Origin of the sequence: Myxococcus sp. AS-1-15 (genome assembly GCF_020037055.1) — a bacterium.
GTDB classification, from domain to species: domain Bacteria; phylum Myxococcota; class Myxococcia; order Myxococcales; family Myxococcaceae; genus Myxococcus; species Myxococcus fulvus.
In genome coordinates this window covers 226,621-248,726 of the sequence record NZ_JAIQDF010000005.1, presented here as the reverse complement: position 1 = coordinate 248,726, position 22,106 = coordinate 226,621, and the positions used below count along the sequence as shown (strand labels likewise).

Sequence of the window (22,106 nt, the reverse complement as noted above, 5' to 3'; positions counted from 1 at the left end):
AGTTCCTGCAACGTCGCGGCGAACAGCCGAGGGACTGGCACTCCCGGTCCGTCTGGCGAGAGAATGAGCGCGGGAGGGACAATGAGTCGAAAGACTGTCTTCGCGGTGGCGATCGGCCTGGCGCTCGTGGGTGTGCTCTTCATCTGGCGCGCGGCGTCGACAGAGGGGGGAGACGCCTCGATTCCCGCCGCGTCCGACTCCGCCTCTCGTGGTGAGTCGGCCAAGGCGAAGCCTGCGTCACCCTCCACCCCGCGAGGGACCGTGGCCCAGGCTCCCGCGACAGGTACACCTCCGGTCGCCGAAGCGATGCGCGAGGAGGAAGGGACCGTCCAGGTCGAAGTCCACGGAAGCTCGCGGCCCGTCGAGGGAGCGCAGGTATCGCTCTACGTCCAGGGGCCGCGTTCACCTGAGACAGGCCGCCCCACGTGGTTCGTCGCGGGGCGAGGAACCACGGACGCCACGGGCACGCTGCGACTCCCCGCGAGGCCCGGTCCGTACCTCGTCACCGCGAAGGCGCGGGGGTTCGCCGCCGCGAGGCTGTCGCTCACCCGTCCTCGTGGCGAGGCACTCACGCCCGTACGCCTCACCCTTGGCGAGGGTGTGACCTTGTCGGGCTCGGTCGTCGAGCGCGCCTCGAAGGCCCCCGTCCCTCTCGCGAGGCTCACGCTCACGCCGCGCACGGTGCTGGCCTCCGCCTCCGTCGCGACCACCTCCGTTCCGGAGGAGGAACGTCACGAAGCCTCGGCCGACGAGCGCGGCCTCTTCCGCTGCGAAGGACTCACGCCCGGCGAATACCAGCTCGAGGTCACGGCGCCCGCCCACTCGACCCGGCGCATCGCCCGGGTCCAGGCTCCGGCCTCCGGACTCGTCGTCGAGCTCGATGGCTCGGCCTTCATCGAGGGATTCGTCGAGCTGCCGGAGGGCAAGCCGGCGGCGGGGGCTCGCGTCACGGCCACGGGCATGGGCGAGACGTTCGAGACGGAAACCAGCGCGGGCGGTGGGTTTTCGCTCGATGTGCCCCCGGGCGTCTATCAAGTGTCGGCGCGGCTGGATGCGCTGACGGGCACCGCGCGGGAGCGCGCGGTCGTCGGCGCGGGGATGACCCTCCGTGACGTCCGCATCCGACTGGGCGCCGCCGCGTCTCTCACGGGAATCGTGCGCGGCAAGGGCACCTCCGTGCCCATCGCGGGAGCCACGGTGTCCATCGCCCCGGGCACCATGGTGGCGACCTTCGACGCCGCCCCCGCCGAGGTCGCGAGCGCCACGAGCGGCACGGACGGACGCTTCGATGCGGGGAACCTCGCACCGGGTTCCTATTCGGTGACGGTCCGGGCGAAGGGCTTCCGGGTTCTGCGGCGAGAAGGCATCACGGTGCTCGCGGGTCAGCGCTTCGAGATGTTGGCCGAACTGGACGCCAATGGGCGCATCGAGGGCACGGTCGTCGACGACAGCGACCAACCTCTCGCGGGAATCCAGGTCACCCCCGAGCGTCGCTGGCGGATGATGCCCATGGAAGGCGTGCTCACGTCGGTGACGGATGCACAGGGTGCCTTCGTTCTCGAGGACGTCCCGCCGGGTGACGTCTTCGTCGCCGCGCGCCGGCCGGGCAGTCAGCTCCATGTCCGCGAGCGCGTGGCGGTGAGCCCCGGCCAGACACATCAGGTGAAGCTCAAGCTGGGGGGCGAAGGCACGCTCGAGGGAACCGTGAAGCTCGCGGACGGGCGCGTGCCCACGGCGGCCGTGACGGTCTTCGCGCAGCTCGCGGACACGGCGCGCACGGAGGCACATCAGATCCCCACCGCGGCGGACGGCACCTGGAGCATGCGAGTGCGAGCCGGGCGCTACCGCGTCGCCGCATGGCTCGTCGACGTGGGCAACCAGAACAGCGACCAGGAGAAGGTCGTCGACCTGAAGGCGGGCGCGACCGAGCGCGTGGACCTGCAGGTCCGCGAGGCGGAGCGTCCCCTCTCCGTCACGGTGCTGGAACCCAATGGCGCGCCGAGTGTCTCGGCCACCGTCATGGGGGCGGAGGCGGGCAAGAACGAGATCTTCCTCGAGGACTCCACGGATGCCTCGGGACAGGTGACGCTGGTCGCCGACTCACTGGGCACCCAGCCGCTGCACATCTGGGCCACGAATGGCGGGCGCCGGGGCGACCTGCCCTCCGTGCCGGCCACGCAGAGGTCGCTGGTCATCCAGCTCCAGCCCGGAGGGCGGCTCACGGGGGCGGTCCGCTCGGCGGGAGGCCGGAGCATCGAGGGCTTCCGCCTGGTGGTCTCCGCGACGAAGAGCGAGGACGACTTCCTGTCGCGACAGGAGCTGGAGCTCGCGGGAGATCGCTTCGTGGTCGAGGACGTCAACCCAGGCGCCGTGACGGTGTCCGTGACGCTGCCCGACGGTCGCGCGGGCAAGGCGGACACGATGAGCGTCGCGGGCCAGACGACCCAGGTCGACGTCGTGGTGGAGGCGGGCGGCGCCATCTCGGGCCGGCTGGTCGACAAGGCGGGCAAGCCCCTTGCCCAGGCGTTCGTGGACGTGGATGGCCTGACCTCGGCGCCCACGGGCGCGGATGGGCGGTTCCGGGTGGAGGATGTCGCGCCGGGCCAGCACCGGCTCATCGCCTGGAGCGAGAAGACGGAGCGCGCGGAGAAGAAGCTCACGCTGGCGGTGGGAAAGAGCCAGGATGTGGGCGACTGGAAGCTGGGCCCACCGCGCATCGAGCCGGGGCGGCTGGGCATCTTCTTCGGGATGGCCGGAGACGACGTCCTGGTGCGCGGCGTGCTCGAGAGCATGCACGGCGATGCGCTTCGCGTGGGAGACATCGTCCAGTCCATCGATGGCGCCACGGTGCTGACGGCGGGAGAGGCACGTGAGCGTGAGTTGGGGGCGCCGGGCAGCCCCGCCATCCTGATCATCCGGCGCGACACGAGGACCTATCCCGTCACCCTCTCCCGAGCCCCCTGAGACGGCTGTGCGTAGCGAGCCGTCTCGCGGGTCCAGTCCGTGGTGCCTTGCATCAGGTTCTTGATCGCGGCGATGTCGCGGTCGATGACGCTCCAGGTCTCGATGCACTGGACGCCCTGTCGTATCCGCTGCTCCACGGCGGCGAAGGTCTCGACCCGCTTCGCGATCTCACCCTCGACCTGGTCCATGGCGGCGGCCTGCCCACAGCCCTCGTGATGCATCAGGAGGAGCACCATGTTGTGCATCTGCCCGCTCGCGGCCTCCTTGGGCGCTGAATAGATGTCGTTGACCATCACCACGACGTCCGTGCACAGCGAGCGCAGCGTCGTCATGTCCTCCGTGCCATGCACGGCGGGCGGAACGTCGAGTCCCTCGGAGCGTTCACAGATGTCGAGGCTCGGCAGGACGCCGATCGAGAGCCGTCGCGTGCGCAGATAGGTCTCGAGGTCCACGGGCCATCCTTGCGTGCGCTCACGCGCCTCCTGGTAGTACGACTCGAAGTACCCGGCGAGGTCCTGGGTGAACCGTGCCTTCCAGGACGCACTCGCGCCAGCGGTCGAACGCCCCCACAACTCCACCAGGGCGGCGCCCAGGCGCGATGAGGGGTACCGCTGGGGGGCCGAGCCCTGGATCACCGCCAACAGTTCGTCCAGCACGGCGCGGGTCGCCTCGAGGTCGAGGCCGATCGGTCCATCGAACTGGTCGTCGAAGACGAAGAGCCACCCCATCCAGTCGCTCACCAGGTCGAGGCCCGCCCCCCGGCTGTTCGGACACATCCTCGCGGACAGCCGGTCGAACCGGCTCGCGTCATAGGTCCGCAGGGCTTCGGGCTGGACGATGAGTCCCTGGAAGGCCAGCCAATGCAGGGTATGCGCCCGAGTGGCCTCGACGTCAGGGCTGATGCCCGCGACGTAGCGAAGGTCGATTCGAGGAACGCGGCTGTGCATGGAACCCTCCTGTTGGCTGTCGTCACGACGCCTTGGCTTGCTCCCGAGAAGGGTGGAGCAGCGAGCCCCATGGCCACGCGCCGTCCTTGGAGCGGAGCTGCTCGGAGTCGCTGTAACGGCCTCCTCGAAGGCGCGGCTGGCCTCGATGTTTCGGCCCAGCGGTCCGTCGAACGGGGCGTCGAAGATGAGGCCCCAGGCCATGAAGTCGATGACGGCCACCGCGAGGTGTGCGCGCGACAGGCCTCCGCATCCGGGCTGATGTCAGACGGATAGGGAATGCCTATCCGCGGAATCTCTGCTCGCATCCACGCACGATAATCAGCGCAATGTTCAGCAACAACCCGAAGGGTGTCCGACGGAACGACTCTCATTCCCGTGCGGTGCGGGGGATGACGACAGCCGGGTGCGGGGTCGACCTGAAACAGCCATCCACCTGAAGACAACTCATCCTCGGAACCGTCAGACCCCTGACGTGTGCGGGTGACCGCGCCGCTCAGAGCCACTGTTTCATGCGCGCTCGCCCCCATCATCCGGACGCGCGCCGGCATGACGCCGACCGGGAGGTCCGCCGTGGGAATCCTCGATCTGATGCTCCGCTGGCCCGTGCTGCGTCAAATCGCGCGCGGCGACGTCAAGGCGCTCGGTGATACGGCCATGACGGAGCGCAGCCGGACGCTGGAGCCCCGCACCGCTCGCGCGGACCGCGTCGTCAAATCCGTCTGCCCCTACTGCGCCGTGGGCTGCGGACAGGACATCTACGTCAAGGACGAGCGCATCATCGACATCGAGGGCGACCCCGACTCGCCCATCTCCCGGGGCCGCCTGTGCCCGAAGGGCTCCGCCACCTTCCAGCTCGTCACCGGCACCCACCGCGTCCAGCACGTGCTCTACCGCCGTCCTGGCGGCTCCGAGTGGGAACGCCTCCCGCTGGAGCAGGCCATGGACATGGTCGCCGAGCGCGTGAAGCGCACCCGCGACGAGACCTGGGAGGACACCGACGTCAACGGCTTCAGCGTCCAGCGCACGCTGGGCCTCGCGCACCTGGGCGGCGCCACGCTCGACAACGAGGAGAACTACCTCCTCAAGAAGCTCTTCACCGCCCTCGGCATCGTCCAGGTGGAGAATCAAGCCCGCATATGACACTCATCGACGGTGCCCGGTCTGGGCATCACGCTGGGACGTGGCGGAGCCACGACCTTCCAACAAGACCTGCGGAACTCTGACTGCATCCTCATCCAGGGCTCCAACATGGCCGAGTGTCACCCGGTGGGCTTCCAGTGGGTGATGGAGGCCAAGGCCCGGGGGGCGACGGTCATCCACGTGGATCCTCGCTACACGCGCACCAGCGCCGTGGCGAACCAGCACGTGCCCATCCGTGTCGGCTCGGACATCGCGTTCCTGGGAGGGCTCGTGCGCTACGTGCTCGAGCACGAGCGCTACTTCAAGGAGTACGTCGTCCACTACACCAACGCCGCCAACCTGGTGCGCGAGGACTTCCAGGACACGGAGTACCTGGACGGGCTCTTCAGTGGCTTCCTGCCGAAGGAGAACAAGTACGACGTCAGCTCCTGGAGCTACGAGGGCGTCGAGGGCCCCACTCCCGCGTCCGGCCACAAGGAACTCTACGCGGAGCCCGGCGCGGGTGAAGGCGAGACGCACGCCACCCTCATCACCGAGGCCATCAAGGACCCCACGCTCCAGCACCCGCGCTGTGTGTTCCAGGTCCTCCGGCGCCACTTCCAGCGCTACACCCCGGCCATCGTCGCCAAGGTCTGCGGCGTCCCCGAGGAGCAGTTCCTGAAGGTCGCCCAGACGCTCTGCGACAACTCCGGCCGCGAGCGCACCACGGCGTTCTGCTACGGGGTGGGCTGGACGCAGCACTCGGTGGGCGTGCAGTACATCCGCACCGCGACCATCCTCCAGCTCCTCTTGGGCAACATCGGCCGGCCCGGCGGCGGCATCCTCGCGCTGCGCGGGCACTCGTCCATCCAGGGCTCCACGGACATCCCCACCCTGTTCAACCTGCTGCCCGGCTACCTGCCCATGCCGAGCGCCACGCAGTCCCCTGCCCTGGCCGACTACCTGGCGTCCCACACGTCCAGCACGGGCTGGTGGAACAACTTCCCCAAGTACGTCGTCTCGCTCTTGAAGGCCTGGTTCGGGGACGCGGCGACCGAGGAGAACGAGTTCGGCTTCCGGCACCTGCCCCGGCTCACCGGCAATCACTCGCACATGCAGACGGTGGTCGACATGGCCGAGGGCCGCATCAAGGGCTACTTCGTGATGGGCGAGAACCCCGCGGTGGGATCCATGAACGGGGCGCTCCAGCGCAAGGGCCTGCGTCAGCTCGAGTGGCTGGTGGTGCGCGACTTCACGCTCATCGAGACGGCCGAGTTCTGGCGCACGGCCCCCGAGGTCCAACGCGGCGACGTGAAGACGGAGGACATCCGCACGGAGGTCTTCTTCTTCCCGGCCGCCGCGCACACGGAGAAGGACGGTTCCTTCACCAACACGCAGCGGATGCTCCAGTGGCACCACGCCGCGGTGGAGCCCCGCGAGGACGTGCGCAGCGAGCTGCACTTCACCTTCCACCTGGGCCGGAGGCTCAAGCGGCTGTACGCGGCCTCGGGAGCGCCCAGGGACCAGGCCCTGCGCCAGTTGACATGGGACTACCCGACCCACGGCGCACTCGAGGAACCGAGCGCCGAGGCGGTGCTCCGGGAGATCAACGGCTACACCGTGACAGATGGCCAGCCCGTGAGCGGCTTCACCGCGCTGAAGGACGACGGCTCCACCGCCTGCGGATGTTGGATCTACTCCGGAGCCTACGCGGAGGGCGTGAACCAGCCGGCGCGCCGCAAGCCAGGGCACGAGCAGACCTGGGTGGCGCCCGAGTGGGGCTGGGCGTGGCCCGCCAATCGCCGCATCCTCTACAACCGGGCCTCCGCGGACCCGCAGGGCCGTCCCTGGAGCGAGCGGAAGAAGTACGTCTGGTGGGACGAGACGCAGCGGAAGTGGACCGGCGAGGATGTCCCCGACTGCATCGCGGACCGACCTCCGGACCATCGCCCTCCTCCCGGCGCCAAGGGCATCGAGTCCCTGGCGGGAGATGACCCATTCATCATGCAGGCCGACGGCAAGGCCTGGCTCTTCGCGCCGAGCGGGATGCTCGATGGCCCCCTGCCCACGCATTACGAGCCCATGGAGTCGCCGGTGAAGAACGCGCTCTACGGGCAGCAGTGCAATCCGACGCGGCTGGAGTGGCACCGCAAGGGCAACCCCTACCACCGCGCGTGGGGTGACCCGCGCTACCCCTTCATCCTCACCACGTACCGGCTCACCGAGCACCACACGGCGGGCGGCATGAGTCGCTGGCTGTCCTGGCTCAGCGAGCTCCAGCCGGAGCAGTTCTGCGAGGTCTCCGTCGAGCTGGCGCGCGAGCGGGGGCTGAGCAACGGCGGCTGGGCCACGCTGCGCACAGCGCGCGGAGACCTGGAGTGCCGCGTGCTCGTCACCGAGCGAATGCGTCCGCTGAAGCTCAACGGCACGTCGGTGCACCAGGTGGGCATCCCGTATCACTGGGGCGTGACGGGCCGCTCGCGCGGGGATGGGGCGAATGAGCTGCTGGGCTTCGTCGCCGACCCCAACGTGGACATCCAGGAGTCGAAGGCGCTCACCTGCGACCTCATCGCGGGCCGCCACGCCACGCGGGCCCGGGCGGCGACGGGTGCCACGCCTCCCGCCCTGCCCTCGGACCTGGCGCCGCACCGACGCGACAGCCTCGCCGCGGGCGACGTCGACCATGTCCCCTGGCAGGAGAAGAAGGACGAGGAGCGATAGCGCATGAGTCGCAAGGGCTTCTTCACCGATTCGACGGTGTGCATCGGCTGCAAGGCCTGTGAGGTGGCTTGCAAGCAATGGAACCAGCTCCCCGATGACGGCTTCCACTTCACCGGGATGTCCTATGACCAGACCGGGGATCTGGGCTGCTCGACCTGGAGGCACGTGGCCTTCGTGGAGCGGCCGGTGCCGATGCCGGGCCACTCGACGGGCGTGGGCGACTTCTCGTGGTTGATGGTGTCGGACGTCTGCAAACACTGTCAGCGCGCGGGGTGTCTGGAGGCGTGTCCCACGGGCGCCATCGTCCGCACGGAGTTCGACACGGTCTACGTCCAGCCGGATGTCTGCAATGGCTGCGGTTACTGCGTGGTGGGCTGTCCCTTCGGCGTCATCGACCGGAGACCGGATGACGGTAGGGCCTGGAAGTGCACCCTCTGCTACGACCGGATTGGCGAGGGCATGACGCCAGCCTGCGCGAAGGCGTGTCCCACCGAGTCCATCGTCTACGGGGACCTCGACGTGCTGCACGAGCGCGCGGACAACCGCCTGCGTGAGCTGCACTCGCAGGGCATCATCAGCGCCTATCTCTACGGGAAGGACGCGACGAACCAGCCTGGGACGGGCGGGCTCAATGCCTTCTTCCTGCTCGTGGATCGCCCGGAGGTCTACAACCTGCCGCCCGACCCCGTCGTCCCGACGATGAAGGCCGGACAGGCCTGGGGCGCGGTGGCCGTGGGGGCGCTGGGGATGGCGGCCATGGCCGTGGGCGCGGTGCTGCTCGGCCGCCGGGGGAACCCATGAGCGCGCGTGACGCCGAAGACACCTTCCTGGACAAGCTCCAGCGGCGCTCGGATGGCCGCAATGTGAACCCGGACCTGGGGACTTTGCTCGGCGAGGGCGCACAGCAGCGGGTGATGGACCTGGACAGCGCCAATCCGACCCATGGGTTCCAGGCTCGGGTTCCTTCCCACTTCGTCGCGGACACGGTGGATGCGCCGAGCTACCACGGGCTGGCCGCCATCAAGCAGCCGGTGTGGATCGCCACGGTGCCCGCGTATCTCTTCGTGGGCGGCGTCGCGGGCGCGGCGAGCCTGCTGGGGCTGGCCATCGACGTGCTTGGCGAGAAGTCGATGGAGCCGCTCGCGCGGCGCTGCCGGATCTTGGGGACCGCGGGGGACATGGTCAGCGCGGGGTTGTTGATCGCCGACCTGGGCCGCCCGACGCGCTTCCTGAACATGCTGCGAGTGTTCCGGCCCACGTCGCCGATGAGCGTGGGTTCGTGGGTGCTGGCGCTGTCGGGTGCGCTCAACACGGTGGGACTGGTGCTGGGGAAGTCGCGAGGTGTGCTCGGCGTCACCGGCAAGGTCGCGGGGTATTCGGCCGCCATGCTGGGGATGCCCTTGGCCGGTTACACGGCGGTGCTGCTCAACAACACGGCGGTGCCGCTGTGGCAGTCCACGCGGCGCACCCTGCCGTTGTTCTTCATGGCGTCGGCGAGCGCGAGCGCGGGGAGCCTGCTGTCCCTGGCGCCGCACACGGAGCGTGATGCGGACGTGCTGCGGCCGTATCGCCTCGCGGGCAAGGCCGCGGAGGTGGTGATGGCGCACGCAGTGGAGCTCGACGCTCGCCGTGCCCCGGAGGTCGCCCGGCCGCTGTCCGAGGGCCTCTCGGGGGCGCTCTGGAAGACCTCCCGGGCCTGCTCGGTGGCGGGGTTGGTGGTGGATGCCCTCCCGGGGCGGCAGCGCTGGAAGCAGGTGGCGGCGGACGTGCTGACGACGGTGGGGGCGGTGGCCGCGCGCTTCGCGGTGTTCCATGGAGGGCAGGCGTCCGCGAGGAATCCGCAGGCGACGTTCAAGCCGCAGCGACAGGGCCATGGGGCGGCGGAGGTGACGGGCCACGCGGTGGCTTCGGATGGGAAGCCCTGGAGCTTCCCGCTGCCCGTGGTGCGGTGAGTGCGGGCCCTGGTGGTTCGGCCCTGTCTGGGGAGGGGCGCTGATACCAGGGGTAGTGGCACCCACGAGGCCCTCCCTTTTGGTCGCCAGGAGCGATAAACCTGGGGGCACCATGGCCGAGACCTCTTCGCTGAACATCCCCACTGTCGACCTTGCAGACCTTGCCTCCGGCGAGGCGAGCCGCATCGAGCGCGCCGCGGCGGCGCTGCGTGAGGCGTTTGGCGTCTTCGGTCTCGTGTACATCAAGAACCACGGCGTCGACACGCAGGCACTCCATCGCTACTACGACGCCTTCGCGGCCTTCATCGCGCGCTCGGCGGAGGCGAAGAAGCCCTACGGTCGCGCGGAGCTCTGGTACCAGCGGGGCTGGACGCCGCCGAACACCGAGGTGGCCGTCGCCGGCAATGGGCAGCCGGACTTCAAGGAGTGCTACTTCGTCGCGCCCTACCCCAACGACGAGGTGGCGGCGATGGAGTTCCCGGAGCTGTATCCGGAGAACGTCTGGCCGCCCGACGCGCCGGAGTACTTCCAGGAAGGCATCGTGACGTTGGGGCGCTCGCTCCACGAGGCGGGCCTCAAGCTGCTGCGAGGCTCGGCGGTGGCGCTGGGGCTGCCCGAGGACACCTTCACCGCGCTCTGCGAGCGGGCTCCGCACATCACCCGCGCGCTCCAGTACCTGCCACTGCGTCCGGAGCAGGTGAACACGGACATCGTCTGGGGCGAGGAGCACACGGACTTCAACCTGCTCACGCTGCTGCCCGGTGGCCGGTTCCTGAACCCCGAGGGCAAGCCGGCGCCGAGCCCGGATGACAAGAGCGGGCTGTATCTGCGCACGCGCGCGACGGACGAGGATCCGCAGGGCCGTAAGGTCCGTGGCACCGCGCCGGCGGGCTGCATCGTGGCGCAGGTGGGACAGCAGCTGGAGATCCTCACGGGCGGCACGTTCCTGGCGACGCCTCACGTGATTACGGCGCCCGGAGTCGCGGGCTGGCAGCGTCAGTCCGCCGCGCACTTCGTGCATGTGCACACCAGCGCGGTGCTGTTCCCGCTGGAGAAGTTCCGCACGCCTTCGGCCATCCGCAGCTACGCGCCGCCGGTCCTCGCGGGGACGTATGATATCAAGACGCTCGTGGACATCGGCCTCGCGCCGCCGAGCGCGCTCGACAAGCTGGGCTACCGCCACTACGACCGGCTCAACCAGCAGCGCGCGGGCGAGTAGCTCCGCGACGAACCAAAAGACAGACATGTCTGTCATTGCATTGATAGACATGTCTGTCTTGTCTTGGATTGCTCTCCTCTCATGCGGGCCTACCTGATGGTTCGTGCATGTAGGCGCGAGTCACGGCCCCTGTATGATCGCTGCTCGAGAGGGCTGGAAATGGCTGAAGGGCTGTTCATGTAGGCATTGGCCTCCAGGATCCTGTTCGCGAGGGTGACAGGCCCTCGAAAAGTAGCTGATAAGTTGTTCATGTAGGCATTGCACATCCAATGCGTGCCATCCCAGCCAAGGCTCGCAGCGAAAAACCACTGAACATCATGGCAGTAGGCTTCAGGAGATATCGAGATGCAAAGCGGACGTACGACGACCGTGATGGTGGCGCTCAGTCTGGGTCTGGTGATGGCGGCGGGATGCGCGAAGAAGCCTGAGGTCCCCGGCTCTCCGGAGGATGTCTATCGGCGCTTCGCGCTCGCGAACCTCACGGGCAGTGAGCAGGCCATCCGCCCCCTCTTCATCGACCACCCGGACGCGGCGATCCTATGGTCGGAAGGGGCCTACCCCGCGGACGTGGCGGAGGAACTCGGCAAGCACTACCGCGAGATGAAGATCGTCCGCATCGAGGAGAAGTTCGAGTGGGTCCTCATGAAGGGCTCCGACTCTCCTATCCCGATGGAGCTCCGTCGCATCGACGGGGTGTGGCGACTCGACGCGTCGCCGATCATCGACTTCCGCAAGCGGGCGGCCGCCCAGCGCGGATCCGACTCCAGTCGGCTCCCGTGAAAAACCCCTGAGAGTCTGTTCAGGGGGAGCGCGTGCCGCGACGCCAGGCGGCGGCGAGAATCCGGCGCCGGGCCACGACACGAGCCTCACTCCACGACGAACCAAAGGCAGCGTCGGAGACCCACGACGCTGCCCCCGCTGTCCTCAGGCCACCTTCTCCTCGATGACCGCGAGCTCCGTCCCCTCGCTCACCTGCTCACCGGGGTGATGACGGAAGCTCGCGAGCACGCCATCGCGCGGGGCGGAGATGGTGATCTCCATCTTCATCGCCTCCATCACCAGCAGCGGCGTGCCCTTGGAGACCTTCGCCCCCACCTCGGCCAGGTGCGCGATGACCTTGCCGGGCATCGGCGCGCGCAGCCCGCCCTCCGCCTCCGGGGCCGTCGCCTCGACGTCGAGCGGATCGAACGACTCCAGCTCCCACCGCCGGCCTCGCGCGAACACGCTCCAGCGCGCCCCCACCGGGACCACCGTCGCGTGAACCGTCCCCTCGGGCGACGCCAGCGTCACCGCGTCCCGCTCGCCCACCGTGAACCGCACCGGCACCCGCGCCGCGCTGTCCTGCCCCCCCGGAGCGGACACCCGCATCACATACGTGCCAGGGCCAGAGGCCTCCGCGCGAATCTCCCGCACCACGTCCCCGTGACGCAGCGTCACCAGGAACGGCGCCACCGCGCCCAGCCGGAAGCCATCCAGCTGCGCCCACGGCGAGCCCGGCTCCGCCTTCGCGGCCTCGTCACGCGCCCGCGAGAGCACCGCCACCGCGCCCAGCCGCCAGATGTCGTCGGGAATCTCCCCCTTGGGCGGCTGCAGCGCCTCGCGCTCACGCTCGATGAGGCTCGTGTCCAGGTTCGCCTGGGAGAACGACGCCGTCCTCACCAGGCGGCCCAGGAACTCCACGTTGTTCGCCACGCCGACGACCTGGTAGCGCTCCAGCGCCTCGCGCATCTGCCGCAGCGCCGCCTCCCGGTCCTCGCCCCAGACGATCAGCTTCGCGATCATCGGGTCGTAGTGCGTGGAGATCTCATCCCCCTGCTCCACGCCCGTGTCCACGCGCACGTGCCGCGACGTCTCCGGCGGCACCAGGTGCACCAGCCGACCCACGGACGGGATGAAGCCCGCGTCCGGGTTCTCCGCGTAGATGCGCGCCTCCATCGCGTGGCCCCGGATGGACAGCTCCGCCTGCGTCTTCGGCAGCCGCTCACCGGAGGCCACCCGCAGCTGCCACTCCACCAGGTCCAGGCCGGTGATCTCCTCCGTGACGGGGTGCTCCACCTGGAGACGCGTGTTCATCTCCATGAAGTAGAAGTTCCCCGCGGGGTCCGCGATGAACTCCACCGTGCCCGCGCCCACGTAGTTCACGGCCTTGGCCGCGAGGATGGCCGTCTCGCCCATCTTCGCGCGCAAAGCCTCCGTCATCCCCGGCGCCGGTGCCTCCTCGAGCACCTTCTGGTGACGCCGCTGCACCGAGCAGTCCCGCTCGAACAGGTGCACGTAGTTTCCGTGCGTGTCACCGAACACCTGCACCTCGATGTGTCGCGGCCGCTCGACGTACTTCTCGATGAGCACCAGGTCCGAGCCGAACGCGCCCAGCGCCTCGCGCCGGCACGACGCCAGCTGCGCCTCCAAGTCCTCCGCGCGGTCCACCCGGCGCATGCCCTTGCCGCCGCCACCTGCGCTCGCCTTGATGAGCACCGGGAAGCCGATGCGCTGGGCCTCCGCCTTGAGCCGCTCCACGCCCTGCTCGTCGCCGTGGTAGCCCGGCGTCGTCGGCACCTTCGCCTTCTCCATCAACGCCTTGGACGCGGACTTGGAGCCCATCGCCCGGATGGACTCGGCGTTCGGCCCCACGAAGACGATGCCCGCCGCCGCGCAGGCCTCGGCGAGCACGGGATTCTCCGAGAGGAAGCCGTAGCCCGGGTGGATGGCCTGGGCGCCCGTCTTCTTCGCCGCGTCGATGAGCTTCTCCACCACCAGATACGACTCGCGCGCGGCGGGAGGCCCCAGCCGGACGGCCTCGTCCGCCAGGCGGACGTGACGGGCGCCCGCGTCGGCGTCCGAATAGACGGCCACCGTGCGGATACCGAGCCGACGCGCCGTGCGGATGATGCGGCAGGCAATCTCGCCGCGATTCGCGATGAGCAGACTTTCGAACATGGTCGAGTCCTACATCCGGAAGACGCCGAATCGAGTCTCCTGAATCGGAGCATTCAACACGGTCGAGAGTGAAAGGCCGAGCACGCGACGACTCTGCGAGGGGTCGATGACCCCGTCGTCCCACAGCCGCGCGGTGGCGTAATACGGGTGCCCCTGCTCCTCGTACTGCGCGCGGATGGGCGCCTTGAACTCCTCCTCCGCCTCCTTCGCCCACGTGCCGCCCTGGCCCTCGATTCCGTCCCGCTTCACCGTGGCCAGCACCGACGCCGCCTGCTCGCCGCCCATCACGCTGATGCGCGCGTTGGGCCACATCCACAGGAAGCGCGGCGAATACGCCCGGCCGCACATGCCGTAGTTGCCGGCCCCGAAGCTGCCGCCGATCAGCATCGTCACCTTGGGCACCCGCGCGGTGGCCACGGCCGTCACCATCTTCGCGCCGTCCTTCGCGATGCCCGCGTTCTCCACCTTCCGGCCCACCATGAAGCCGGTGATGTTCTGCAGGAACACCAGGGGGATGCCGCGCTGCGAGCACAGCTCGATGAAGTGCGCGCCCTTCTGCGCCGACTCGCCGAACAGGATGCCGTTGTTGGCGATGATGCCGACCGGGATGCCGTAGAGGTGCGCGAAGCCCGTCACCAGCGTGGTGCCGTAGCGCGCCTTGAACTCGTCCAGCCGCGAGCCGTCCACCAGCCGGGCAATCACCTCGCGCACGTCGTAGCGCTTGCGCGCGTCGAACGGGATGATGCCGCCCAGCTCGCTCGGGTCGTAGAGCGGCTCCTCGGAGCGCTCCAGCGCCACCGTGTGCGGCCGCGTGCGGTTCAGGTTCGCCACGATCCGCCGCGCGAGGAACAGCGCGTGCGCGTCGTTCTCCGCCAGGTGGTCCGCCACGCCGGAGATGCGCGTGTGCACGTCACCGCCGCCCAGGTCCTCGTTGGTGACGACCTCGCCGGTGGCCGCCTTCACCAGCGGCGGGCCGCCCAGGAAGATGGTGCCCTGGTTCTTGACGATGATGGTCTCGTCGCTCATCGCCGGCACGTACGCGCCGCCCGCCGTGCACGAGCCCATCACCACGGCGATCTGCGGGATGCCCGCCGCGCTCATCTGCGCCTGGTTGAAGAAGATGCGGCCGAAGTGCTCCCGGTCCGGGAACACGTCGTCCTGGCGCGGCAGGTACGCGCCGCCGGAGTCCACCAGGTACACGCACGGCAGGCGGTTCTCCTGGGCGATCTCCTGCGCGCGCAGGTGCTTCTTCACCGTCATCGGGTAGTACGTGCCACCCTTCACCGTCGCGTCGTTGGCGACGATCATGCACTCCTGGCCCTGGACGCGGCCGATGCCGGCGATCATCCCCGCGGACGGGGACTCACCGCCGTACATGTTCCAGGCCGCCAGCTGGCCGATCTCCAGGAACGGCGAGCCGGGGTCCAGCAGGCGCTCGACGCGATCCCGGGGCAGCAGCTTGCCTCGGGAGACATGGCGCTGGCGGGAGCTCTCGCCGCCGCCCTTGGCCGTGAGCGCCACCTTCTCGCGCAGGTCGCCGACCAGCTTCTGCATCGCCTCCGCGTTCGCGCGGAAGTCGGCGGAGCGGGTATCCGTGGTTGATTTGAGGATGGCCATGGTGGTGTTCCCTATGCGGTCTCGGCGAACAGCTCGCGCCCGATGAGCATGCGGCGGATCTCCGACGTCCCGGCGCCGATCTCATAGAGCTTGGCGTCGCGCCACAAGCGCGCCGTGGGGTACTCGTTGACGTAGCCATTGCCGCCGAGGATCTGGATGGCCTGTCCCGCCATCCACGTCGCCTTCTCCGCGGAATAGAGGATGGCGCCCGCGGCGTCCTTGCGCAGCGTCCTGGCGTGGTCCGCCTTGTCGCAGGCCTGACCCACCGCGTAGACGTACGCGCGGCACGCCGACCACGACGTGTACATGTCCGCGAGCTTCGCCTGGATGAGCTGGAACTGGCCGATGCTCTCCCCGAACTGCTTGCGCTCGTGGACGTACGGCAGCACCACGTCGATGCAGGAGCCCATGATGCCCAGGGGCCCACCGGCGAGCACCGCGCGCTCGTAGTCGAGCCCCGACATGAGCACCTTCACGCCCGCGCCCACGCCGCCGAGCACGTTCTCCTCCGGCACCTCGCAGTCCTCGAAGAAGACCGGGTACGTGTTGGAGCCGCGCATGCCCAGCTTGTCCAGCTTGGTGCCGAAGCTGAGCCCCTTGGAGCCGCCCTCGACGATGAAGGCGGTGATGCCCTTGGGGCCCAGCGCCTCGTCCGTCTTCGCGTAGACCACCAGCACCTTCGCGTTGGCGCCGTTGGTGATCCACATCTTGGCGCCGTTGAGGATGTACTTGTCCCCGCGCTTCTCGGCCTTGAGCTTCATGCTGACGACGTCCGAACCCGCGTCCGGCTCGCTCATCGCCAGCGCGCCCACGTGCTCGCCGCTGAGGAGCCCGGGCAGGTACTTGCGCCGCTGGGCGTCGGTGCCGTTGCGGTAGACCTGGTTCACGCACAGGTTCGAGTGCGCGCCGTAGGACAGGCCGACGGACGCGGACGCGCGGGAGATCTCCTCCATGGCGACGATGTGGGCCAGGTAGCCGAGGCCCGCTCCGCCATACTCCTCGCTCACCGTCATGCCGAGGACGCCCAGGGCGCCCAGCTTCGTCCAGAGGTCCTCCGGGAACAGGTTCTCCCGGTCGATGTCGGCCGCCCGGGGAGCAATCTCCTTGGCGGCGAAGGCGCGCACGGTGTTGCGCAACATCTCGACGGATTCACCGAGCGCGAAGCCCAGCTCTGCGAAGTGAGCCATGAAGTCGTTTCCCAACCAGCGTCTCGAGGTGGCTGGCGGACATTAGGTACGAGGGAGGGCTCGCGTGCGCCAGGGTGGTTGCAAATCGTGCCAACCAGGCCATGCTGCTCGCCGATGCCCCGACGCCTCCAGCGCTCCCCCGAACCCCTGCCGCGCGCGGAGACGCCCATGGCGTTCGTCCGCGCCATCGTGCTCGCGTACGAGAAGTACGGGGTGGACCCGCACGACGCACTGCGAAAGGCGGAGATCACCCGCGCGCAGCTCGGCCGGGTGTCTGCGCGCATCAACGCCGGGCAGTTCGAGACGCTCTCGGCCACGGCGATGCAGGAGCTGGATGACGAGGCCCTGGGGTGGTTCACCCGCCGGCTCCCCTGGGGGACGTACGGGATGCTCTGCCGGGCCTCGCTCAGCTCACCGACGCTGGGCATCGCGCTGCAGCGCTGGTGTCGCCACCACCGGCTGCTGACCGAGGACGTCCTGCTCTCACTCGAGGTGGAGGGCACGACGGCGCGGCTCGCCATCGAGGAGCGGCACGAGCTGGGGGCCATGCGCGAGTTCTGTCTGCTCAGCAGCCTGCGCTACGTGCATGGGTACGCCTGTTGGCTGGTCAACTCACAGCTGCCCCTGCGCGAGGTGACGTTCCCCTTCGCGACGCCGGCGCACCAGTCCGTGTACCCGCTCCTGTTCCCGGGGCCGGTGCGCTTTTCGGCCACCCGCGCCAGCATGAGCTTCGACGTGGGCTACCTGGAGCTGGCGGCCAAGCGTGACGAGCAGGCCCTGCGGGCGATGCTCAAGCGGGCGCTGCCGCTGACGGTGCGGCAGTACCGGAGGGACCGGCGGCTGGTCGAGCGGGTGCGCTCACAGCTGAGCGACCCTCGCGCCTCGGGGACCACCGCGCAGCACGTGGCGTCCGCGCTGCACGTGTCGGTGCGCTCGCTGCATCGACAGCTGGCGCTCGAGGGGACGTCGCTGCAGAACCTCAAGGACGACGTGCGGCGACGCCACGCGCTGGAGCTGCTCGGGCGCTCCTCGGTGCCCATCAAACACGTGGCGCTGGACGTGGGGTACGCGGACGAGAAGATCTTCTCGCGAGCGTTCAAGCAGTGGACCGGAGAGTCGCCGAGCGAGTACCGCCAGCGGCTCCAACGCGCGGGCGAGTGAGGTCTCAGAACGACTGGCGCAGCACGGCCTCCACCGCGGCCTTGCGCCCTGGGCTCAGGCGCAGCCGGGTGCCGTCGCGCAGGATGACGACCCAGCCCTTGTCCACGTCGGGCTCCAGCTCCTTGATGCGACTGACGTTCACCAACGTGGACCGGTGGACGCGCACGAAGCACTTCGGGTCCAGCCACTGCTCGACCCGGTTGAGCGTCTCGCGCAGCATGGGGCTCTTCGCGCCGGAGTGCAGCACGACGTAGTTGCCCTCCGCCTCGCACCAGTCCAGCTCGGCGACGGGCACGACGACCACCTTGCCGTCCGTCTTCACCGCGATGCGCTCCAGGTACTGTCCGGTGTCCGCGGGCGGCGCGTTGGCCGGCGTGTAGCCCGCGAGCAGTGACGACAGTCGCTCGAGGAGCGCCCGCTCCCGGCCCTGCTCACGCTGCTTGCGTGCGCGCGAGAGCGCCTCCTGGAAGCGGGCCGCGCTGAAGGGCTTGAGGAGGTAGTCGAGGGCGTTCGCCTCGAAGGCGCGAACGGCGTGCTGGTCGAAGGCGGTGACGAAGATGACCGGCGGCATCAGCTCGGGCCCGACTTCGCGCAGGACGTCGAAGCCGTCGACCTCGGGCATCTGGACGTCGAGGAACACCAGGTCCGGCCTCTCTCGGAGGATGACGTCCACCGCGTCGCCTCCGCTCTCGCATTCCCAGAGCGCCGTGACGTCGGGGGCACGGGACAAGAGGTGGCGCACGTTGTCGCGGGCCAGCGGCTCGTCGTCCACCACCAGCACCCGCCAGCCTGCCTCGCTCCCCTCACCCATTCGCTGCCCTCCCCTGCGGTGACGGCTCGACCGTGGACACCTGGAACGGAAGCTCCACGCGGGCCAGGGCGCCACCGCCCGGTGCGTCCTCGAGGGTCACACCATAGCCTTCGCCATGGAGTTGCTGGATGCGCTCGCGGGTATTCGCCACGCCGATCCCCGTTCCGGGTGTGCTCCCTGGACGGAGCCCGGGGCCGTCGTCGCGGACCTCGAGCACCAGCCGTTCGCCCTGTCGCAGGGAGCGGACCCAGATGTTCCCTCGGGCCGCGCGGCGGGAGGTGCCGTGCTTGATGGCGTTCTCGACCAGGGGTTGAAGGACGAGCATGGGCACGCGTGCCCCCAGCGTCTCCGGCTCTGCTTCCAGGTGGAAGCGCAGGCGACTGCCGAAGCGGAGCTGCTCGATGCCGAGATAGCGGCGGACCAGGTCCAGCTCCTCGGACAGCGCGATGCCCTGCTCGTTGCGTCCGTCCAGGCTCGCCCGCAGCAGCGAGCTCAGCTCCACGAGCGCGTCCTCGGCCTCCGTGTTCCGTGTCTGTCGGACGAGGGAGACGACGGCGTTCAACGTGTTGAAGAGGAAGTGCGGGTCGAGCTGCGCCCGGAGCGCTTCCAGTCGTGCCTCCGCCAGACGTGCCGCGAGCCGAGACTCCCCCAGCTCCCGCTCACGGGCCCGGCGGAACGCGCCCAGGGTCGCCCAGGCCGCGAGGAACAGCAGGTACTCGAAGGACCCGAGCACGCCTCGCTCCAGCAGGAGCCTCCGGAACCCGTCGGTGAACGCGAGCCCGCGAGCCGACCAGGACTCCAGCACCGAGAGCCCCAACGCGAGGAGCGCCGAATGGGCCAGGACGAAGCCGCCCCCCAGCGCGATGAGCCATCCCCCGGTCCGAGCTTCGAGCGGCGCCTCCCGTGACACCCGCCGGAACGTCGCCAGCAGGAGTGGCGCGAGCAGGGCCCAGACACTGTAGGGAATCAGGGCCAGCACCAGCGCGGAGACGAAGCCTTGCTGGTCACGAACCTGAGCGGTCAGCGCTTGCGGCAACGCCGCGAGCAGGCCGAGTCCCATCCCCAACCACCAGGCTCGGCTCACGGTGCGACCCCCTCTCTGCTCCAGGCTGTGGCAGGGCGCACGCGACTTCACCACACCTCTCGTCGGTTGAAGACGCCCATCGCTCGCGGTGCCCTGGGGGGGCGAGCGGACCTCGTGAGCCGCTCCTCCGAGAAGCGGGCCCAAGCCGCGGCCCTCCTATGATGGAGCGACGCCCCCGGCCTGAGCGTGGCATCCCGCCCGGCGGCCGGGCCTAGGGGCTCGTGACGCGCACGAGGCTCGTCATCGCGTCCACGTACAGCGTGGTGTCGTCGGCATACAGCGGCAGCAACGGGGTGACCGCGACCTGGTTCAGCTTCGTCTTGCGGAGCTGCTGCGTGGTCGGGTCCTTGAACACCGCGAACGGGACGTCCTGGATGACGTAGGGCTCGCCATCCACGTGGCCGATGATCATCAAGACATGACCGGGAACGACGATGAGGTCACCCACCTGCGCCTGGGCCACCGCGCGCAGCCGCTCTGCATGCGAGTCGCTCGCCGTGAAGAGTCGGTGGTTCATCGCCGCGCTCTTCCCTTGCATCCCGGAGTTGGGCGGCAGGAACAAGCCCAGGCTGCGGTACACCTCGCTGGTCAGTCCGCTGCAGTCGCGCGCATTGAACTGGTGCCCCCAGCCGTAGCGCTCGCCGAGGAACTTGAACGCCTGACGGAGGATGTTGGCGCGTGTCAGGGGCAGATAGCCCGGCGCGGTGTCGGCGGTACGGCGCAGCAGCGCGCTCTGGAAGGCCAGCGTGCCGTCCCGCTCGCGCACCGGCAGCAGCACCGGCCACGACGCATAGCTGCTGGCGCCGTTGACGGGCTCGCCGGGAGCCACGTCGGCCCGCGGCAACGCGACCCCCATGTCGAGCTCGAGCTCGGACACGCCGGGGGCTTCCGGTGTGAAGACCGTGCGTACCTGGTCGCCCGTGACGACACGTCCGGGCGCCTTCGCCACGTAGGAGAACACCGCGTCCGCCGTGCCCTCCGCCACGTCCGCGCGCCGGACCCACGCGGGCCCCTGGGTCGTCTGGACGAACAGCCAATGCTGGTCCGCGCTTTGGTGCGCGATGACGACGGGCTCGCCCGGGAACAGGATGCCGGCCTGGAGGCTCTCGTAGTCGCGCAGGTTCTCCGCCGCGAAGAACCGCCGGTCGGACGGCAGTGCCCGCAGGGGCGTGCGCCGCACGCTCAGGCCGTAGCGCGCGGGGGCGGCTTCGGGGATGTGCTCGGTCGCGGCGTTCCGGCGCAGCTCCTCGAGCATCGCCTCCGTCACCGGCTGACCCTGTTCGTCGATGATGGCCTGGATGGGCGTCTGCTGCGCATCCTTGACCCAGCCGGCGACCTGCGACCGCGTCAGCGGGGTCGGCATGCGCTTCAAATCGTTCAGCCCGCCATCCGGACCGAACGCGCGCGTACGCCTGGCCGCCACCTGCTCGGCGTCGAGCAGTACCTCGTCGGGAGAAGGTGCGCGGCGGATCCAGAACTCGGGCGACAGCATGTCTTCGCTGAACGCGGGCACCCCGGATGGAGACACGGCGACCGCGGACGGCGCGGCGCACGCGGTAGTCCCCATCACCGCGAGCGACAGCATCCGCAGGCGCCAGGTGCGTGCGCCAGCCCGGCATGTCGTCGCACGTGGCTGGGTGGAGGGGGATGCCAGGCGGCTCATTCGTTGAACTCCCACAGGGGAAGACGGCTCCGTGTCGCGCCGGGGGCTCACCCTCTGGCACAACGAACGCTCGGCGCGAGCTATTTCGCGGGCGCCCGGCGTTTTCTCCGGAGGGCCACCGAGATGTCACGGTTCCTGCTCTTTCTGGGTGGGCATGTTGCGTGAGACCATCCTCGCCACAGCACAATCGGAGGAGAACGCATGCATCGCAGCCTGTCGCTCACCTGTGTGGCGCTGTTCCTGATGGTGTCCCCGCTCGCCGCGCATGCCCAGACGGCGCCCCCGGGGTACGCGCTGGAGTTGGACGAGCAGTTCACGCCTGGGGACATCCAGGACCTGGAGATGCAGGGCTACAATCGCTGTCTCGGCCAGTGCCAGGGATGGACGCGAGTCTTCACCTTCGACTGGGAGTTCGAGGACGCGCCCACGGTGGAGATGGCCGCGCGCGCCATCCAGGCGATGCCGGGCTTCAATCCCAACCTTGTCAGCGCAGGCACGAACACGTACGAGCAGTTCGCGACGCGGCTCTACTACCCCTTCCAGCCGCTGGCCGACGCCTACCTGAACAACTGGTGGGACGGTGAGGAGGAGGTCTTCGTCGCCGCCTACCAGCACTATCGGCTCCCCCGGTACTACCAGGCCTACGTCATCCTCTTCGCCCATTCGGGGACGGTGCTGTTCTACGAGCAGGCCGACTTCGAGTAGCCGCTGAACACGCGAGGCC

Annotated in this window: 15 protein-coding genes; 8 read left to right on the top strand and 7 right to left on the bottom strand. The window is 69.2% G+C overall.

Annotated features, from left to right (window positions below; all coding sequences use genetic code 11):
* Nucleotides 1-81: 81 nt before the first annotated feature.
* Nucleotides 82-2,964: a carboxypeptidase regulatory-like domain-containing protein gene (locus K8625_RS16785; RefSeq protein ID WP_223783278.1), complete on the top strand. Its 2,883-nt coding sequence runs from the start codon at nucleotides 82-84 to the stop codon at nucleotides 2,962-2,964.
* On the opposite strand, the gene K8625_RS16780 is transcribed toward K8625_RS16785, so the two are convergent.
* Complete coding sequence (locus K8625_RS16780) at nucleotides 2,934-3,911, bottom strand: hypothetical protein (RefSeq protein WP_223783277.1); 978 nt, start codon at nucleotides 3,909-3,911, stop codon at nucleotides 2,934-2,936. The genes K8625_RS16785 and K8625_RS16780 overlap by 31 nt on opposite strands.
* A 588-nt stretch (nucleotides 3,912-4,499) precedes the next feature.
* On the opposite strand from K8625_RS16780, the gene fdh reads away from it, so the two are divergent.
* The 5 genes from fdh to K8625_RS16755 all read left to right on the top strand — a co-directional run bounded on the left by fdh (nucleotide 4,500) and on the right by K8625_RS16755 (nucleotide 11,702).
* Nucleotides 4,500-7,751, top strand: coding sequence for a formate dehydrogenase (gene fdh, locus K8625_RS16775; protein ID WP_370641926.1), 3,252 nt, complete (start codon nucleotides 4,500-4,502; stop codon nucleotides 7,749-7,751).
* A gap of 3 nt (nucleotides 7,752-7,754) precedes the next feature.
* Nucleotides 7,755-8,552 carry a 4Fe-4S dicluster domain-containing protein gene (locus K8625_RS16770; RefSeq protein ID WP_223748627.1) on the top strand — a complete coding sequence of 266 codons (798 nt, stop codon included), beginning with the start codon at nucleotides 7,755-7,757 and terminating at the stop codon, nucleotides 8,550-8,552.
* Nucleotides 8,549-9,703: an NrfD/PsrC family molybdoenzyme membrane anchor subunit gene (gene nrfD / locus K8625_RS16765; RefSeq protein WP_223748628.1), complete on the top strand. Its 1,155-nt coding sequence runs from the start codon at nucleotides 8,549-8,551 to the stop codon at nucleotides 9,701-9,703. Before K8625_RS16770 ends, nrfD begins: the two co-directional genes overlap by 4 nt.
* Before the next feature lie 112 nt (nucleotides 9,704-9,815).
* Nucleotides 9,816-10,922, top strand: coding sequence for an isopenicillin N synthase family oxygenase (locus K8625_RS16760; RefSeq protein ID WP_223748629.1), 1,107 nt, complete (start codon nucleotides 9,816-9,818; stop codon nucleotides 10,920-10,922).
* Nucleotides 10,923-11,267: 345 nt separating this feature from the next.
* The gene (locus K8625_RS16755; protein WP_223748630.1) at nucleotides 11,268-11,702 is read left to right on the top strand and encodes a hypothetical protein; all 435 of its coding nucleotides are present in this window, start codon (nucleotides 11,268-11,270) and stop codon (nucleotides 11,700-11,702) included.
* Nucleotides 11,703-11,846: 144 nt separating this feature from the next.
* On the opposite strand, the gene K8625_RS16750 is transcribed toward K8625_RS16755, so the two are convergent.
* The 3 genes from K8625_RS16750 to K8625_RS16740 are packed head-to-tail and all read right to left on the bottom strand — an operon-like array spanning nucleotide 11,847 to nucleotide 16,663.
* A complete protein-coding gene (locus K8625_RS16750; protein ID WP_223748631.1) occupies nucleotides 11,847-13,859 on the bottom strand; it encodes an acetyl/propionyl/methylcrotonyl-CoA carboxylase subunit alpha in 2,013 nt (670 codons plus the stop codon).
* Nucleotides 13,860-13,868: 9 nt separating this feature from the next.
* Nucleotides 13,869-15,476, bottom strand: a complete 1,608-nt coding sequence (locus K8625_RS16745) for a carboxyl transferase domain-containing protein (protein WP_223748632.1) — start codon at nucleotides 15,474-15,476, stop codon at nucleotides 13,869-13,871.
* 11 nt (nucleotides 15,477-15,487) lie between these two features.
* Nucleotides 15,488-16,663, bottom strand: coding sequence for an isovaleryl-CoA dehydrogenase (locus K8625_RS16740; protein WP_223748633.1), 1,176 nt, complete (start codon nucleotides 16,661-16,663; stop codon nucleotides 15,488-15,490).
* 168 nt (nucleotides 16,664-16,831) lie between these two features.
* On the opposite strand from K8625_RS16740, the gene K8625_RS16735 reads away from it, so the two are divergent.
* Nucleotides 16,832-17,824, top strand: coding sequence for an AraC family transcriptional regulator (locus K8625_RS16735; RefSeq protein ID WP_223783276.1), 993 nt, complete (start codon nucleotides 16,832-16,834; stop codon nucleotides 17,822-17,824).
* Between the two features lie 4 nt (nucleotides 17,825-17,828).
* Here K8625_RS16735 and K8625_RS16730 read toward each other — a convergent pair whose 3' ends face one another.
* The 3 genes from K8625_RS16730 to K8625_RS16720 form a co-directional block, all read right to left on the bottom strand.
* The gene (locus K8625_RS16730) at nucleotides 17,829-18,635 is read right to left on the bottom strand and encodes a LytTR family DNA-binding domain-containing protein (RefSeq protein ID WP_223748635.1); all 807 of its coding nucleotides are present in this window, start codon (nucleotides 18,633-18,635) and stop codon (nucleotides 17,829-17,831) included.
* Entirely contained in the window at nucleotides 18,628-19,719 is a 1,092-nt protein-coding gene (locus K8625_RS16725; protein ID WP_223783275.1) for a histidine kinase, read from the bottom strand. The genes K8625_RS16730 and K8625_RS16725 overlap by 8 nt, the downstream gene beginning before the upstream one ends.
* Before the next feature lie 211 nt (nucleotides 19,720-19,930).
* Nucleotides 19,931-21,382 carry an SH3 domain-containing protein gene (locus K8625_RS16720; protein WP_223783274.1) on the bottom strand — a complete coding sequence of 484 codons (1,452 nt, stop codon included), beginning with the start codon at nucleotides 21,380-21,382 and terminating at the stop codon, nucleotides 19,931-19,933.
* 201 nt (nucleotides 21,383-21,583) lie between these two features.
* Between K8625_RS16720 and K8625_RS16715 the strand changes: the two genes are divergently transcribed.
* Complete coding sequence (locus K8625_RS16715) at nucleotides 21,584-22,087, top strand: hypothetical protein (protein WP_223783273.1); 504 nt, start codon at nucleotides 21,584-21,586, stop codon at nucleotides 22,085-22,087.
* The last annotated feature ends 19 nt before the right edge of the window (nucleotides 22,088-22,106 follow it).